Genomic DNA, 16,133 nt, shown 5'->3' with positions numbered 1-16,133 from the left:
GTGTGCGTGGCGGTTTTGCAAGCGCACAGCTTTCACCCGTACTGCCTGGAGCGAGCGGTTTTGACTTTGGGTCGCGATCAGGCCCCTTTGAGGGGCCCGCGACCCGTAAAGCCTCCGGCTCTGCCGGAGGATACTTACCTCCCAGGAATCTTGAGCCGAAGCCGGTACAGGCCAGTCCGAGCGCACAAATACGGCATTCTTCCATCATCGTCGCCCCAGGCGAAGTTGTGGGGATATTCGGGGCCGATGATGGTGCCGAGGTGCTTGCCCTCGGGGGAAATGATCCAGAGACCGCCCGGTCCTGAAACGTAGAGGTTTCCTTTTTGGTCGACCTTCATGCCGTCGAGGGTGTTTTCACTTCGGCCGGTGTCATATCAAAAAGGACTTTCCCGTTTGACAATCCGGATCGACGCCGATTATCTGTTCGTAGGCTTCCAGGAGCTTGCCACGTAGATCGTCCGAATCGGCTCGCGGCATTTGATCGTCGCGCAGACATCGCCGAACCTTTTGTGCACGACTGGCAGTCCGATCCCTACTGCCGGCGTAGCTCGCGGATTACGGACTGCGGGCTACCCACAACCCAGCTTATTGTGGATCTGCACCTGACTTCGGCGAGACGTGCCGCTCTCCCGTCGAGCTTGAATCACCCAGCGTATGCAGGGTGAAGGTCACGGTCTGGCCGGAGGGGATGCTGGCCTGGATGTCGATGCGGAGCGCGCCCCGGAAGGCGGGGAATTGCGGGATGAGCGAGGCTTGTCCCCAGCCGTCGGAATAAACGGTGGTATCGGAACTGGAAAGCACGACGGGTTGCGCGTGTTGGCCGGTCACGATCTCGCCCGCCGTCTGCGATGAGTCGCCGGCCTGCTCGCGGTAGGCGGTGAGGCGGAAGCGTACCGCAACTCCCGACAGCGTATTCGGTACCACGTTGGTGTCGAGGACGCGAACGCTGACGGGCGCGAACCTCTGCCCGGCGGCGACGTACTGTCCGTCGCCTCCTGCCTTGAACAACTGCGCGCCTCCTGGGGCACTCACCGGATACACATAAAAGATGTCGCACGCGGTCTCCGGTGCGCTGCCGACGCAGGCGCTGATGCGCACCTCGGAGGCGAGGCTGGTCACCGTGAGCGTGGAGCGCGCTTCACCGGCGGAGTCGGTAGTCGCAGTGGCGGCGGTCAGGGTGCCGGCACCGAGCATCACGTCGAATTCAACCAAGCGTCCGGGAAGCGGCGCGCCGTTGCCGGCCACGTGTGCCACCAGCGGCACGGAAGCGTTGGTCCCGGTAACGACGTAAATCTTAGGCGGCACAGCGGAGATCTGCAGCGGACCAACGACGCCGCTCACCGTGGCCGCAGCGGTTTGACCATTGGAGAGCGCCGCGGTGATGGTGGCCGCGCCTGCGGCTTTCACTAGCATCCAGACGTCGGCTTCGCCGGTGGCGTCGGTGGCGATCAGGCAGGACGTGGTGTTGCACGGCAGCAGCGACACAGTCGCGTCCGGCGTCGTGAAGGTGACGGATGCCCCGGCGACGGGAGTGGTCCCGTCGGCGGTGACCACGCGCACGCGAAACGGATTCGGCGCCTGCGAGCCCACCGGCACCGGAGGATTCCAGCCGAGCAGCAGTTGCAATTTGTCGTCGCCGCCGCTGCCGTAGGTAACGGCGGAGGTGATGGTGGCGAAAGCGCCGGTGGCGGAGTCTGTGAGCGTGAGGTCGTGAAGACCGTCGGCAAGAGTAGGCGCGGAGACCAGCAGTTCATCCACGGTGTAAGAAAACACGGTGGCGTCGGCAGCGCCGATCGTCACCTTCATGTCGGGAACGAAGCCGATGCCGGTGATGCGCAGCACGGTACCGGGCAGGGCATGGCTGGGCGCAACATTGTCGGCGTAGAGCAGGCGCGCGCGGTATTGGAAGTCGGGGCGGCCGTCACCGCGGCCATCCGTGATGGCGAGCTTGTAGTCGCCAGAGGACGAAATGGCCACGAGCAGGCGCGTGGTAGCGTTGTGCGTGTTGAACCACGTTTTCGCCAAGAGAGGCGCGGCAGTTTCGACGGTGCCGGGCGCCCACAGGCCGATGACCGGCAATGCCTTGTAGGTGGTGTTGGCGCCGGATTCGTCGCGCGGGGTGGCATCGAAGCTGAACATTCGGCCGGCGCGGGCGGTTAAGATGTACCAGTCGATATCGCCGTAGTAGCTGAGCGCGGCGATCCAGTGGCCGGCGCCAGGAATCATGCCGGGTGCGGCGAAGGAATGCGGCTCGTAGATGTCGGAGGGGGCGGCGGCGGCGCCCCGCATGATGAGATCCTGCACGACCTCACCGCCGCGCGTGACCGTGACGATCACAGGGGTGGAGGCGCCGGAGGGCATTACGGGCGAGATCCTGTATGAGCCAACGGAGCGCACACCCGCCTCCAGCGGGTTGATGGGCTCGGTGGTGATCTGGAACTGCGCGCTGTTCAAGCCGGCGGGAATCTCCAGCCCGGACAAGTCGTAGGCGCCGCGCAGCGCCGGGTCGTCGGAGCCCCAGTGGTCAAAGCGCTCGCCGGTGGCGCCGGTGAAGCCGGTAATGGCGTTGCCGGCATTGCCGCGAAATAACGATCCGGACACGGAGGAAGCCGCGGCGGACCCGGAGGGCGCCCCGTTCGTCGGATTGATATATCGCGCCACGACATTAACGCCCTGCATGCCCGCGCCGTAGGCGCCGTTCCAGCCGGGGAAAAGGACTCGGCCGCGGACACGCGCCGTCGTAGCGGAGAAGACGCTCTTGCCCGGCGCCAGGTTCTCGGCCGTGACGGGGTAGAGGCGCGAGATGGCAGCGCGGTCGTCCATGCGCGGTTGATCGGCGTTGGGGACGCAGCCATAATCGCCGAGGCTGCACAGGCTGCCCTGCGGATGCATCACCGGAAAGCCGGCTTGGTCATCGGAAGTCGGAGGCGGCGAGAGGAAGACGCTGTCGTTGAGCTGCGACCAATCCAAGCCGAGCGAGCGCCCGATCATGCGCACCAGCGAGTAGCGCAGCAGCGGCAGGCCGGCCGAGGTTTGAATGCAGTTGCCGTTGAGAATGAGCAAGGCGTGCGCGATGTGGGCGTCGTCGGTGAAGTAATCGGGGCCGCCGATGACGCCGTTGCTCATGCAGTTTTGCGGGTTGGAGGCGCCGACCCCGAGCAGCGCATCGATGACCTTCCCGTCGGCGTCATAAACGATGGCGAATGGCTTGGCAGAGTCGGGCCGGATGTCGGCGGGCATGGTGAGCACGGTGCCGGCCAGTGTGACGTTGGCGCCGCTGACATCCTGGTCGAGTTGGCCCGCGCGGGTGGCGCTGAGCGCGGCGGTCGAGACCGAGGTCCAGCGCGAGAAGGCGTCGGCCACAAATGCGTTGGCGGCGGACTGGCGCAAGATGGAGCTGAGGTCGCCTTGGTCGGTGTAGTAGGAGATCTGCCCGTTGTTCCAGGTCAGCGGCTTTCCCGCCAGTCCGGAATTGAAGCCGCTGCCGGCGACGTAGAGTGGTCCGCCCGCGTGCCCGGCGGGCCCGCACATCAGCGTCAGGGCAAGCACGAGCACAATGCAGGGCCAACCATTCGGCCTCACGCCCCCTAAGCGCCTCAACATGGTCACTCCTGCGCCCGTCCGCGCGCTTGCCGCTGGGGCGAACGAGTTGGCCGCGGCTTTTCGGGCAAGGCGGGCGTGGCGTCCGCAAGCAGGCGCGCGACAGCGGCGATGGAGAGCTGCGAATCGGCCAGCGAGATACGTCCCTGCTCGCCGCCGACCGGGGTGGTCAGGCCAAGGTCGCCCGAAGGCGGGTAGAGGAACAGCAGCAGATTCTCGCCGACGCGGTAGCGATCGCCGGCGGTCCATAGGCCGTCCCATTCGCTGATGGTGAGCGCTTCGCCCGGAGTGGCGCCGCGCAGGGCGTCGCTGACGCGGAAGGTAACGCGCACCACGCCAATGTCGCCGCGCGCGGCAGGCGCAACGTGCTCGATACGCGTTACCGTGCCGCTGAAGATCAGGCCGGCGTCGCGGGCGAGCCGGCGCAGGTCAGGCGCGCCCTGGGCCGAAGCGGAGGGCGCCACCAACAAGGCCACAAGGGCCGCGATTACGTATCGTGTAACGATGTAACGTGTCACAAGCCTGGCACACGGGGGAGCATTTTCATTTTAGGCAGGGGATACACAACGGTCTGTGAAGCGCCGCACTTCCGAGGGTGACGCTGTTCCGAAATAGGAACAAGTTGCTCCCGTGGCCATAGCCGCGCCCTGCGAAGAAGGGATCGCGTGTTACCGATCCGCAGTGGTATGTCCGGCGGCGGACAGGTATGCGCCTCCGAGCAGCAGCAGGCCGGAGAGAAATGCCCAGAAGATGAGGGTCACCGAGATGGAGAAGGGACCGTAGACCTCCTGGAAATTGAGCCAGGGAAGCGCGATCACGTAGGCGTACTTGGCGGCCTCCCAGCACACGCCGGTGATGACAGCGGCCGGCAACACGGCGCGCACCGGCACCTTGCCGTTGGGCAGCACCCAGTAGACCAGGAAGAAGATGGCGATGCTGGCGGCGATAGCGAAGACCTTCATGACGATCAGGGAGATGTGGGCGAGCAGCCATCCGCGCCATCCCACTCCCATCGCCACGCCGCCGAGCGCGTGCTGCAGCAGCAAGGTGTTGCCGGCGGTGAGTGCGACCGAGATCAGGGCCAGCAGGCTGCATCCGATGGCCAGCAGCAATGAGACCACCTGGTTCCACAGGTAGGAGCGGTTCCTGGTGAAGCCCCACACGTGATTGAGCGCGACTTCCAGGGGAAGAAAAATTCCCGTGGAGGTGATGAGCAGCATGACGACGGAGAAAATCTGCACGCCGCGGCGCGCGCCCGCCATCGCCTTCAGGTTACGAATGACGAAGTCCTGGCCGGTGGGAAGGTAGTCGCGGAGAAGGCGGACGACGGTGTCGTACATCATCTGCGAATGGAGGACGCGGCGCGTGACCATCAGCAGCAGGACCATGAACGGGAAAAACGACAGGATGGCGTTGGCGGCGACCGAGAAGGCGAAGGTGTGAACCTCGGTGCGCATGAGGAACTTGGCGGTGGGCACGATGTGACTGAGCACCGGAATGCGCGCAGGTTTTGCGGGCACGGCCGCGGACGCCGTCGCCGCGGGGACGGCGATCGGCGGGAGTTCAACTGTGGCGCGCGGTTCGGAACTCATGTGCTTCGATGCTATCACTAAAGGCCTCAGGCTCGAGGCTTCCGGCGGCAGGCGAAAGGAGTTGACCTGCCGTTGGCAAGCGCGGTGCGCGCGGGCGATTTTTTTGGCGAAATTTTAGGTTCCTGTTATTATGCGCAGCGCGCCACCGGAGAATGAGCCCGTAAATCGCGCTGCGCGCGCGAGTTGTGGCTCGTGAAAAACGGGGCGTGCTGCGGACTTGGGTTGACACGCTTGCAGTCTGATGCAACGCAAAGAGAGTCTGGGCCCCCGAGCTTTGCCGCCCGTCACGGGCGGACGGCGCGACCGGGGGCCCTTTCCCTTCGTGGGACGTCGAACGGCCGGCCTGCTCGGCCCTGCTTCTCCCGTCACGGGAGGGCGATTACTTACCTGTGCTGAGGCGAAAGGAGTGCAGTTGTGAGAGAGAAGGGTACAGTGAAATGGTTCAATGGAGCCAAGGGGTATGGCTTCATTCAGCGATCCACCGGGGAGGATGTCTTCGTGCATTTCTCCGCCATCCAGGAAAACGGTTATCGCACGCTCAATGAGGGAGAAACGGTGGAATTCGACCTCTTGAAGGGGCCGAAAGGATTCCAGGCGGGAAACGTCGTCCGCGGATAGCGCGATTTCCAAAGCACCACGGGGGATGCCCGGATCTCACCCTCTCGGCCTTGCCGGGAGGGTTTTTCATGGGCGCGGCAAGTGTGGTAGTTTTTTTCTGCCCTCCATGGACGTAGCCTTCACTGAAACCAAACCATTGCCGGCAAGGAAAGACGCAATCGACGCGCACCGCACGCTCTGGCTTGCCGTGCTGGTGGCGCTGGCCCTGCGCATGGTGGTGGTCGGGTTCCTCTATCGCGACCAACTGAAGCCGGCGAACGATCACTGGGCCTTCGGCTACGAAACCGGCCGCATCGCGCGCTCCATCGTGACCGGCAAGGGATTCAGCGATCCGCTGTTTGCGGGAACCGGCCCCACGGGGATGATGCCCCCGATCCATACCTACATGGTCGCGGGCGTGTTCAAGGTGTTTGGCATCTATTCGAGCGCTTCCGCGATCATCCTGCTGTCGCTGAACGTATTGTTCTCGGCGCTAACCTGCATTCCGGTGTTTTTCATCGCGCGAAAATGCTTTGGGCCGAGCACCGCCAAGGTGTCCATCTGGGTGTGGGCGCTGTTTCCGTACGCCATCCTGATTTCGGCGACGATGATCTGGAACTCCTGCATGGCGACCTTCCTGCTCGCCGTGATGTTCTGGTGGACATTGCGCCTGGAAGTTTCCAGCAGCGTGGCCGAATGGACTGGGTTCGGCCTGTTCGCGGGATTCACCGTGGTGACCAGTCCGCCGGTGGCGACCGTGTTTCCGTTCCTGGTGGCGTACGCGTGCTACCGGCGGTTCCGGCGAGGTCAGAGGTGGTTCTGGAGAGCCGCCATGGCGTGCTTGGCGGTGGTGGTGGTGATGACTCCCTGGCAGGTGAGGAATTACCGCGTCTTCGGGCGCTTTGTTCCCATGCGCAACAACTTCTGGTCCGAGGTCTGGATCGCGAACAACGGCGACGAGTCATTCTGGACCAACCGAGCCGCATACCCGTCGTCCAGCGAGGTCGAAGGCGAGCAATATCGCCGCCTGGGCGAAACCAAGTACATGGAAGTGAAACGAAGGCAGGCAATCGAGTTCATCAGCGGGCATCCGGGCTGGGTAGCGAGGCAAACGCAGCGGCGATTTGCGTACACTTGGACGGAATTTTGGGGAACTCCGGATCATCCGATCCACGAACCGTTCGATCCCGAGGAGCCCTTCGATCCCGCGCTGGTCGCGTTCTGCACCGGGCTGACAGTGCTGATGATCATCGGGCTGCGGCGCGCGTTTCGCGAAGGGCTGGATACGCGCTGGCTGTTCGTTGCCGCCCTGGTGACCATTCCCTTCGTGTACTACTTCACGCGGCCGCACATTCGCTATCGGCATCCGGTGGACCCGCAGATCGTCATGCTTGCGGTGTACGCGTTCACCGCACGGAAGGACGCAGTGAAGGGCGAGTTGGTTGGGGAGCGCGGTGGGGCCAAACCGAAAGCCCGTGCCGACCGCGTGGCGCCGAGCCGTGCGAATCAGTAATTGGTCGTCTTTCCTTCGTCAATGAAGCTCGGGGTCTGAAGCAAAGCGGCCTTGTCATTCCTCGATTCCCACCACCGTACCCAGTTCTGCAACCGAATCTGTTGCTGCGCCCGGGAGGCGTGACAATCGAGTTTGGGAGGACCGCTCTTGGCTTTTTCGCCGACGGAGTTGAGGCTGGACTGCGTGTGGCATCGAGCCCGGTCATCTTCTGACGCAGCCCACGTCAGTGCGATTGGCATCGCGTCCGGACCGATCGAGAACACAGCCCATGAAACGTAGCTGTCCATATCCGCGGCAACGGTCACTGCGGTCAAGGATTCGGAGAATTCGGCTAAAGTTTGCTTTCTTTGTTCCGGACTCCCCGCCGTATAGCAACCAGCCACAACGAACATGACGTTGGTTTTCAGGAGCAAATCACGCTTATGGTCAACGCTGTATTCCAATAATGCACCCTGCTTGCGCTCCGCGAAACCACGTTCCGCGGCATTGAGTTTGTGCAACCCTTCGAGTAAAGCCGGCAAGCTGCGGGAGGGCTCTGCACGACAGTGGTCACGAACGGCTCGCAATTGCGAAAGATCTTCTGGGGCCCAGCCTCGCGGAAATGTCTTATTCAGTATGTGGTCGAGTACCGCGACATCCGATTCTTCGGCGGTCTGGGCGGCGCCATCAGGGGCGACGGCGAGCACAGACAGAACGACGACAAAGTACGCGGCGATTAGTGCCCGCATTCGCGAAAAACCAAGCATTTTGTATTTCGGCTGGCTCATAGTATTCGGGCGCCTCGCAATTCGCCATATCTAATCCAGTTCCAGCGAGACAATTTCGCCGCGGCCGTCGGGCTTGAGGCGGTAGTTGATGGAGACCCTGCGGTCCTTCCAGTCGCAGGAGAAGGTGTCTACCCCGATCAGGAGCACGCGCTTGATATCGCGGGTGAACATCAGGAGGTCTTTGGCGCCGGCTCGGACGCTGAGCACGGCGCCGGACTGCTCGGTGCAGTTCACGCTGATCAATTTGCCTTTGATGAAGCGGATGCTCTGCTGTGGCGGCGGAGGGTTGATGGGCGGCGGTTCCTCGGGTTGGGCGCCGGTGGTGGATTCGCGCTGCGGCGTGGGCGGCGCGGAAACCGCGGCGTCCTGCTCTTGCGGCGCGGCGACATTCTGCGCAGTGGTAAAGCGGTGTCCGGCAACTTCGTTCAGGCCATCGCCGGCCTGGCGCGTGATTTCCGCGTCATCGCTAGTCAACAGCGTGTTCCATATCTTCTCGGCCGCATCCCAGTGCTGGGCCGCCATCTCGAAGCGCGCCAGATTGGCCTGGTACATCAGGTTGCGCGGATCCAACTCGATGGCCTTGCGCATGTTGGCGAGCGCGGCCTCGAGATTGTCGGCCGTGGAGTCGGCGAAGGCCAGCAGGTTGTAGGTGTCGGCGAAATTGGGATCCAGCGCGATGGCGGTTTGCAGCTCGCGGCGCAGCGATGCCACTTCATCGGCCGAAAGTTTGGCGGTGACGCCGCGCCGGCTGGCCAGCAACGCATTCAGGTAGTGAACGCGCGGGTCTTGCGAGTCGCGGGCAGCGCGGCGGAAGTGCAGCGCGGCGCGCTCGAAATCGTTCTGCAGCAGGTAGGCATAACCAAGACCGCGGTTGGCCGCCGTGTTGTCGGGCTGCTTCTCAAGGATGCGGCGGAACTCGGCGACGCCCTGGTCGCGGTGGTCCGTGGAATGGAAGTGGAGGTCGGCGAGCACGGTCTGCCACTCGATCTCGTCGAGCTTGCGCGACTGGAACGGCCCGGCGGCGAAACCCGCGGGCGCGGCCGTGACGAAATAGTTGTAATGTCCAGCACGGAAATAGTCGCGCAGGGTGCGATCGAATTCCTTCGGCTCCATGCCGAAGGCCTGCTTGATCGCCTGGATCACGGAGACGTGTTCCTCCTGCGTGAGGTGCAGGTAGCTGACCAACTGCCGGTTCTTGCGGTTGCCCATGAGGTAATTTACGACCAGCGCGGATTGCGCATAAAAGACGGAGCGGCGGTCGCCCTCGTTGTACTCGCGCGAGTTGCGGCTGACGCTGAACAGGTCTCCAACATGCATCCAAGGGCTGTCGTAGAGCACCTGGGCGCGACCCTTCGCCATGCGGCCGAATTCGACCTGCTTGTTGCCCACCACCAGCGTGGAGCAGTACTCGGCAAAGCCTTCGTCGTACCAGAGGGGCGTGGCTGGCAGGTTTCCGTTCATCAGCAGGTGTGCGTATTCGTGAAACACGATGGCCCAATTGCCGGAAGAGAGATCCATGGCGATGAAATTCCGGTCTTCGCCGGCCAGGAAGAAGCCGTCGAGCGCCACCGGCTTGTCCTTCCAGATGGGCGCGAAGTCGCGCAGCTCGTTGGAGCGGCGGAAGGCGATGATCTGCAGCGGCACGGGGAGGCTGACCCTCATGCGCTGGAACAGCAGCCCGAAGGCAGCGCGCATTTGTTCGAAGCGCCCGGCGACTTCGCGGCCGCGTTTCTCGCCGGCGTCGGTGAGAACCGAAAAGTGCGGAGACTTGACCTCGACCCACTGCTGCGCGGAGGTGACTTCGGCGAAAGCGAATCCCAGCAGCAGAAGTATCGCGCCGACGCGGAGACGACTGGTCATGGTGGCGCCTATGCGGAGAAATCGTAGCACCGGGCGGAACTGCGGACCAGCGTCTACGAAAGGCGCGAAGAGCAAAGGCCCAACGCGGAGTCACATGCTGCGTCGGGCCTGCTTGTCCGATCGTCTGCCGCCGGTGAGATTCGCTGCCTATTTGTTCGCCGTCAGGCGGTCGTAGCTCCGCCGCCGGCGATCGCGCCCATGGCAGCGCCCGTACCGGCCGAGCCGGCAACGATCAGCGCCGACTTCTCGGTGGAGCGGTAATGACGAACCGGATCGCCGTAGGCGTCGCGGGCCTCGCCCGCCCGCCGCGTCTTCCAGCATTCGGCCCAGCCGCGCACGCTCTGCGTCGCGGCCGACGAAAATCGAGCGCAGCGCGGCCGCGCGATGTTCGAGCTGGGCGCGGAGGCCGGTCTGCAACATCCGTTCACGCAGTACGAGGTGACGCTCCAGCCGCCGCACGATGAGGTGGAGCACCTGCTGCCAGAACGTTTGCACTAGATAGAGCGGCCGAAGGTCGATGCTAATGCCCGTGCGATTGGCGTAAATGGCACGCCCGTGATGGAGCGCGTGCTCTACCCCAGTCTTTATTTCGCCCACGTTGATCTGTCCAAGAACAATGATGCAAGCGGGTTGGCTATCGGCCACGTGCGTTGGGTCGCCGTTTAGCGAACCGTAGCGACTTCTCTGCTCTCCATGGCGACGGCGTCAAGTGCCTGGCGGAGGTCGGCAATAAGGTCCTCCACGTCTTCGATGCCAACCGAATAGCGAACCAGGCCGTCGCTGAAGCCTGCTGCTCGGCGACCCTCGGGCGAAATGCCGGCATGGGTCATGGAAGCCGGATGCTCAACCAGGGTCTCAACGCCCCCGAGCGAGACGGCAAGCGTAGCCACCTTGACCGCGTTCATGAGTTGGCGGCCCGCCTCCATTCCGCCCTGGAGTTCGAAGCTGATCATGGACCCGAAGCCTTTCATCTGTCGTTTGGCCAACTCATGCTGGGGGTGCGATTCCAAGCCGACGTACCGTACCGTCTGGACTTCCGGCTGTCTCTCCAGCCAGCGAGCGATTTGCAGAGCATTTCGCTGGGCCCGCTCAATGCGAATTCCCAGCGTCTTGAGTCCACGCAACACCAGGAAGGCCTGATGCGGATCCATGTTGCAGCCGAAATTGACCATGACGCTGCGCAGGAGCTTGTAGACAGAGGGGTCCTTCGCGACCAGGATTCCGCCTACCACATCGGCGTGGCCGTTGATGAACTTGGTCACCGAGTGGAGCACCACGTCGGCGCCGAGATCCAACGGCTTTTGCAGATACGGGCTGGCGAAGGTGTTATCGACGGCGACCAGACAGCCGTGTGCATGCGCCAGAGCCGAAACCTGCGCAATGTCGGTGAGCTGCATCGTCGGATTGGCCGGCGTTTCGACGTATACGAGCTTCGTGTGCGCTCGAAGAGCATCCTGAATTTGGCGTAAGTCCGACGTATCGACGTAGGCGGACTCGACTCCGAATCGTGAAAAATGCTTCTCCATCAGCCCCCGGCTGGGACCGTAGACTGATGCTGTGCTTACCATGTGAGCGCCCGCATTCAAGAGCGCCAAATACAAAGTGGAGACCGCGCCCATGCCGGAGCTGGTGGCAATACCTCCGCAGCCGTTTTCCAGTTCGGCCACGCTCTCCTCGAGTGCGCGGATGGTGGGGTTTCCAATGCGCGTGTAGATGTATCCGTCTTCTTGTCCGGCGAAGAGGGCAGCGCCGTGTTGAGCATCTCGGAAGGCGAACGTCGAAGTCTGGTAAATGGGAACATTGATCGAGCCAGTCGGGTCCGCTCTGTGCCCGGCGTGGATCAGCTTGCTGTTGATGCCAAGATGCTTCGTGTCCATGGATTTCGCTTCTCCTCTCGAACCACGTCGAGCACGTCCACCTGCTGCCACCAGTGTCAGACAGCGCGGACACGGAAACTGTGATGATTCGCACCTAAGGCAGTGATCACCTTATCGAACCTGCCCACGACCGCGAGGTCCAAGCCACGCGAACGGTGATGATCGTCACAGCCCAAATGCACAAACGCAGGTAACCTACCTTGAAGCGCGCTCCGGGAGCCGGGATTTTCGGCCGCGGAATCAGAAACGTTCGAGGGGTCCCATGGAAAAGGAACTGATCTACTTCGACAACGCAGCCACGGCATGGCCCAAGCCGGAGAGCGTGTACCAGTTCATGATCGATTTCTACCGGAGCACCGGCGTGAACCCCGGCCGCAGCGGTTTCGACCTGGCGCTGGAAGCGGGCTCGCTGCTCGATCGCTTGCGCAAGCGGTTAACGAAATTCTTTGGCGGCGACGAGGACGCCCCCGAACGTCTGTGCTTCGGCTACAACGCGACCGACGCGCTGAACCTCATCATCGCCGGGTCGCTAGCGTCAGGCGACCACGTCGTCACCACGAATCTCGAGCACAATTCCGTGATCCGCCCCATCAACCACCTGGTGCGCGACGGCGGGGTTACGGCGACATTTGTGCCGTTTGACGACGCTGGATTCGTCGATCCTGACGATATCGCCCGGGCGATCCGTCCGCAGACAAAGCTGGTCGTCGTCAATCACGGATCGAATGTCATCGGAACGGTTCAGCCGGTGAAGGAAATCGGCAGCCTGTGCCGCGACAGGGGCATCACCTTCGCCATCGACACTGCCCAGACCGCCGGAATCATTCCCATCAACATGAAAGAGATGAACATCGACGTGCTGGCTTTTACCGGTCACAAGGCACTGATGGGCTGTATGGGCCTCGGGGGGCTCTGCGTGCGCAAGCACGTGCACCTACGCCAGACTCGCAGTGGAGGCACAGGGGTGCGCTCGGCGTATCCCTACCATCTGGAGGAGTACCCGTGGAGGATGGAATTCGGCACACCGAATATGGTCGGCGTCGCGGCCCTCTGGGCCGGCCAGGACTGGCTCGATCAAAACGGCGTCGCTGCCCTCCACGCGCGGGAAATGCGCCTGGCTCGAAAGCTGGTGGATGGCCTGCGCCAGATCGAGCGAGTACGACTCTACTGTTGTGACCATCTCGACCATCACCTCTCCACGGTCACGATGAATGTGGAAGGTCTGGAAGCCGGCGATGTCGGAATCATGCTCGACGTTGATCACGACATTGCGACCCGCACCGGCCTGCACTGCGCGCCCCTGGTCCACCAACAACTTGGGATTGTGGAGAAGCACGGTGGAGTCCGATTCTCAATCGGAGCGTTCAACACCGAGCTGCAGGTCGACGCTGCCATCCACGCCGTTGGCGAGATCGCGCGCTGGGCGGCAACGCGCCGCGTGCGGCAAGCAACGGTAGCGGCCCCTTGAGCCTCGCGATGCGAGCCAGATTCGGGACAGGGTTCCTCCTCAGTCTCGGCCACTCACGCCGGCCGGGGTGAGGCTCAGATACGGCCGAAAGTGCCCATAGGTCTTGAAGCCTCCGGGCAAGTTTCTGACCTTGAATCCGTGTTGCAGCAGGATTCGCGACGCGTAGTAGGAGCGCTGCCCGACGCCGCAGTAGAGCCACATCTCACGATCTCGTGGTAGCTCCTTGATTCGATCGCGAATCTGCGGCAACGGCACATTCACTGCGCCCTCAATGTGGCCTGCCGCGTATTCAGACGGTTCCCGGACATCCACGAGCATTGCATGCGTCTCGGAGAGTGCTTCCCATGGCGCCACGGGAACGTCTCCCCGCAACACGTTGGCGGCAATCATGCCGGCCATGTTGACCGGGTCTTTAGCTGCGCCGAATTGCGGGGCATAGCACAGTTCGGCTTCTTCGAGATCGAAAACCGTGGCATGTTTCTGGATGGCCATCGCAATCACATCGATGCGCTTTTCCACTCCCTCCTGGCCCACCGCCTGCGCCCCGAGGACGCGCCCGTCCTCACTCGAAAACAGTACTTTCATGTTGATGGGCTTGGCGCCGGGATAGTAGCCGACGTGATGCCCAGGATGCAGGTAGATACGCTCGTATCTTAGGCCCACCCGTCGCAGGGTTTTCTCGTTCGCACCGGTGGTTGCGATTATCAGGCCGAACAGGCCGCACACTGCCGTGGACTGTACCCCGCGAAAGTGCGCCGGGCGCCCGCAAATCGAGTCGGCGGCCACGCGTCCCTGGCGATTCGCAGGTCCCGCGAGTGGCACCACATTCCACTCGCCGGTGATCACGTCCCGTGTCTCAACCGCATCTCCAACCGCCCATATGCGAGGGTCGCTGCTGCGCATGGCGTCGTCCACTCGAATGCCGCCGCGCTCCCCAATGGCCAGGCCAGCCTCTTTTGCCAGCTTCGTTTCCGGTCGCACTCCGATGGAAAGGATTACCAAATCCGCGGGGAATGTCGCGCCCGAGCGCGTCTGCACGTCTAACCCGCCGTTGGAGGTCTGGACAAACCCAGCTACTGCGTCCCGTAAGTGAAGCGACACGCCGTGCTGCGGCAGGTGCTCCTGAACCGGTTCTGCCATTTCCGGATCCAGTGGCGGCAAAACCTGATCCAGCATTTCGATGACCGTTACTTGGATGCCGCGGCTCGCCAGGTTCTCCGACATTTCGAGCCCGACCAAACCTCCACCCACGACCACGGCACGGTCGATCTTCCGCCCTTCGATCCAGGATCGGATTCGCCGACTATCGGGAATTGTCCTCAGGACGAATATGCCGGGCAGATCGATTCCGGGGAGAACCGGGCGAATCGGTGACGCACCCGGGGAAAGCACCAGCGCGTCATACTTCTCTCGGTAAGTCTCGCCGGTAGCGAGGCGCTTCACCACGATCTCGCACTGATCGCGATCAATCGCCATGACCTCGTTTTCGGTGCGTACGTCGATCCGGAAACGCGTTTTGAACAGCTCTGCCGAAGCGACCAGGAGTCTCTTCTCGTCTTGTATGACGTCGCCGACGTAGTACGGCAGGCCGCAATTGGCAAACGAGACATACGGTCCGCGATCGAAGATGACGATCTCCGCCTCTTCGCAGAGTCGTCGTGCCCGTGCCGCGCAGGAAGCCCCACCGGCAACACCGCCCACTACCAGAATTCTTTTGCCCATAGACTATGGCGCTCCTTCCCAAACAACTCGGCTCGATATCAAAGGAGAAATGCGAGGAGCAAGGTCATCGTTACAAGGATATCAGCGGCAAATGCCCGGCGTAGCACCTCGCGCACCCGTGAGCGCGAGACGGCGGGCATTAGATTTCATGGGCACGTCGCGTTTCTTTCTCAAATAGGGGCTTGAGATACATGGGAATTGCGGTCATCGATTCGGCTCGCAAAAGTGTTACGAAGTTCTCATCCGAGAACAACGTCGCAAATGTTGTGTTGAGGAGACGAAGGGAGCGCGAGGCTTCCGTAGCGCCAGACTAACAGCAGGGTGGCGCGTATGGCGCTGCCGAAATTAAATGGACTGTGTGCAGCCCATTCCCGCCTGTAAGTCTTTTAGAATCTGGGGTGGGAGATGGGAATCGAACCCACAACGTCCGGAGCCACAGTCCGGTGCTCTGCCAGTTGAGCTACTCCCACCGCAAACAATGGATTATAGCAGGGGCAAACGCCACGCTTAGTGAGTCGCCGCCAACCGGCGGCCCAGCGGCACCGGGACGAGATCAATCCAGTCGTTGGCGCCCGCTTCGCGCACGAAGGTCAACCGGTTCACCAGCACGCGTCGCGTTTCCCGGTACTCTTCCCACCGGCGCAGCGCCTCTTCCAGCGCGGTCTCGGCCTGTTCGACCGCGTCCATGCGGAAGATTGTCAGGTGGGGCATATACGGCCACTGTTCCTCCGCCTGCAGCACGTCCACGTTCAGCCGGTCGTGCAGCTCGCGCATCCGGTAGGCGGCGTGCGCGACGCGGATGAACACCGTCGGCGTGATCGGCACGAACGAGGCCACCTCGCCAAGCACGATTTCGAACGGTTCCACGTCGCGGCAGACGCGCTCCAGCGTCGCCAGCGCCTCCGTCTCCGAGCCCTGTAAAATGCGCGGCGGAAGAATTGTGATGTGTGCGGGCAAATGCGCTTGCTTGGGATGAAACTCGCGCCGCAGGCTCTCTATCAGGGCGCTGACCGGACTCTTCACATAGGCCACGAGAGCATATTGCGGAGGAGCCATGGTTGGCGACCATTATATTCCTTTATATTCCTTGCCGGTCCAATCATGGCGTGGACGGCAGGTTTGCGTGAGGGACGGTCA

13 protein-coding genes and 1 tRNA gene are annotated in these 16,133 nt (G+C 62.6%); 3 read left to right on the top strand and 11 right to left on the bottom strand.

The features are described 5' to 3' along the window. Positions 1–134: 134 nt before the first annotated feature. The 4 genes from LAN64_14665 to LAN64_14650 all read right to left on the bottom strand — a co-directional run bounded on the left by LAN64_14665 (position 135) and on the right by LAN64_14650 (position 5,192). On the bottom strand, positions 135–338 hold the full coding sequence (locus tag LAN64_14665; protein ID MBZ5569079.1) for a hypothetical protein: 204 nt from the start codon (positions 336–338) through the stop codon (positions 135–137). 247 nt (positions 339–585) lie between these two features. Then, positions 586–3,582 (bottom strand): hypothetical protein, encoded by a 2,997-nt coding sequence (locus LAN64_14660; GenBank protein ID MBZ5569078.1) that lies wholly within the window; start codon positions 3,580–3,582, stop codon positions 586–588. A 23-nt stretch (positions 3,583–3,605) separates the two neighbouring features. Further along, on the bottom strand, positions 3,606–4,118 hold the full coding sequence (locus LAN64_14655) for a hypothetical protein (GenBank protein ID MBZ5569077.1): 513 nt from the start codon (positions 4,116–4,118) through the stop codon (positions 3,606–3,608). A 150-nt stretch (positions 4,119–4,268) separates the two neighbouring features. Further along, the gene (locus LAN64_14650) at positions 4,269–5,192 is read right to left on the bottom strand and encodes a YihY/virulence factor BrkB family protein (GenBank protein MBZ5569076.1); all 924 of its coding nucleotides are present in this window, start codon (positions 5,190–5,192) and stop codon (positions 4,269–4,271) included. A 414-nt stretch (positions 5,193–5,606) separates the two neighbouring features. On the opposite strand from LAN64_14650, the gene LAN64_14645 reads away from it, so the two are divergent. Together LAN64_14645 and LAN64_14640 are read left to right on the top strand one after the other, a co-directional pair. Continuing rightward, the gene (locus LAN64_14645) at positions 5,607–5,810 is read left to right on the top strand and encodes a cold-shock protein (GenBank protein ID MBZ5569075.1); all 204 of its coding nucleotides are present in this window, start codon (positions 5,607–5,609) and stop codon (positions 5,808–5,810) included. A gap of 136 nt (positions 5,811–5,946) precedes the next feature. Further along, positions 5,947–7,302 carry a glycosyltransferase family 39 protein gene (locus LAN64_14640; protein ID MBZ5569074.1) on the top strand — a complete coding sequence of 452 codons (1,356 nt, stop codon included), beginning with the start codon at positions 5,947–5,949 and terminating at the stop codon, positions 7,300–7,302. Here LAN64_14640 and LAN64_14635 read toward each other — a convergent pair. The 4 genes from LAN64_14635 to LAN64_14620 form a co-directional block, all read right to left on the bottom strand. Beyond that, entirely contained in the window at positions 7,296–8,069 is a 774-nt protein-coding gene (locus tag LAN64_14635) for a hypothetical protein (protein ID MBZ5569073.1), read from the bottom strand. The genes LAN64_14640 and LAN64_14635 overlap by 7 nt on opposite strands. 30 nt (positions 8,070–8,099) lie before the next feature. Next, positions 8,100–9,929: a hypothetical protein gene (locus LAN64_14630; protein ID MBZ5569072.1), complete on the bottom strand. Its 1,830-nt coding sequence runs from the start codon at positions 9,927–9,929 to the stop codon at positions 8,100–8,102. A gap of 161 nt (positions 9,930–10,090) precedes the next feature. Then, positions 10,091–10,357, bottom strand: coding sequence for a hypothetical protein (locus LAN64_14625; protein MBZ5569071.1), 267 nt, complete (start codon positions 10,355–10,357; stop codon positions 10,091–10,093). A gap of 234 nt (positions 10,358–10,591) precedes the next feature. Further along, entirely contained in the window at positions 10,592–11,806 is a 1,215-nt protein-coding gene (locus LAN64_14620; GenBank protein MBZ5569070.1) for a PLP-dependent aspartate aminotransferase family protein, read from the bottom strand. A gap of 262 nt (positions 11,807–12,068) precedes the next feature. Between LAN64_14620 and LAN64_14615 the strand changes: the two genes are divergently transcribed. Continuing rightward, a complete protein-coding gene (locus tag LAN64_14615; GenBank protein ID MBZ5569069.1) occupies positions 12,069–13,274 on the top strand; it encodes an aminotransferase class V-fold PLP-dependent enzyme in 1,206 nt (401 codons plus the stop codon). A 39-nt stretch (positions 13,275–13,313) separates the two neighbouring features. On the opposite strand, the gene LAN64_14610 is transcribed toward LAN64_14615, so the two are convergent. The 3 genes from LAN64_14610 to LAN64_14600 form a co-directional block, all read right to left on the bottom strand. Further along, complete coding sequence (locus tag LAN64_14610) at positions 13,314–14,996, bottom strand: FAD-dependent oxidoreductase (protein MBZ5569068.1); 1,683 nt, start codon at positions 14,994–14,996, stop codon at positions 13,314–13,316. A 394-nt stretch (positions 14,997–15,390) separates the two neighbouring features. After that, positions 15,391–15,466, bottom strand: a tRNA-His gene (locus LAN64_14605). Between the two features lie 37 nt (positions 15,467–15,503). Continuing rightward, complete coding sequence (locus LAN64_14600) at positions 15,504–16,052, bottom strand: 2'-5' RNA ligase family protein (protein ID MBZ5569067.1); 549 nt, start codon at positions 16,050–16,052, stop codon at positions 15,504–15,506. Positions 16,053–16,133 lie beyond the last annotated feature (81 nt).

It is taken from the genome of Terriglobia bacterium (assembly GCA_020073185.1).
GTDB lineage: Bacteria > Acidobacteriota > Terriglobia > Terriglobales > Acidobacteriaceae > JAIQGF01.
The sequence above is the reverse complement of the archived record's forward strand: the minus strand, read 5'-3'. Positions and strand labels throughout refer to the sequence as shown.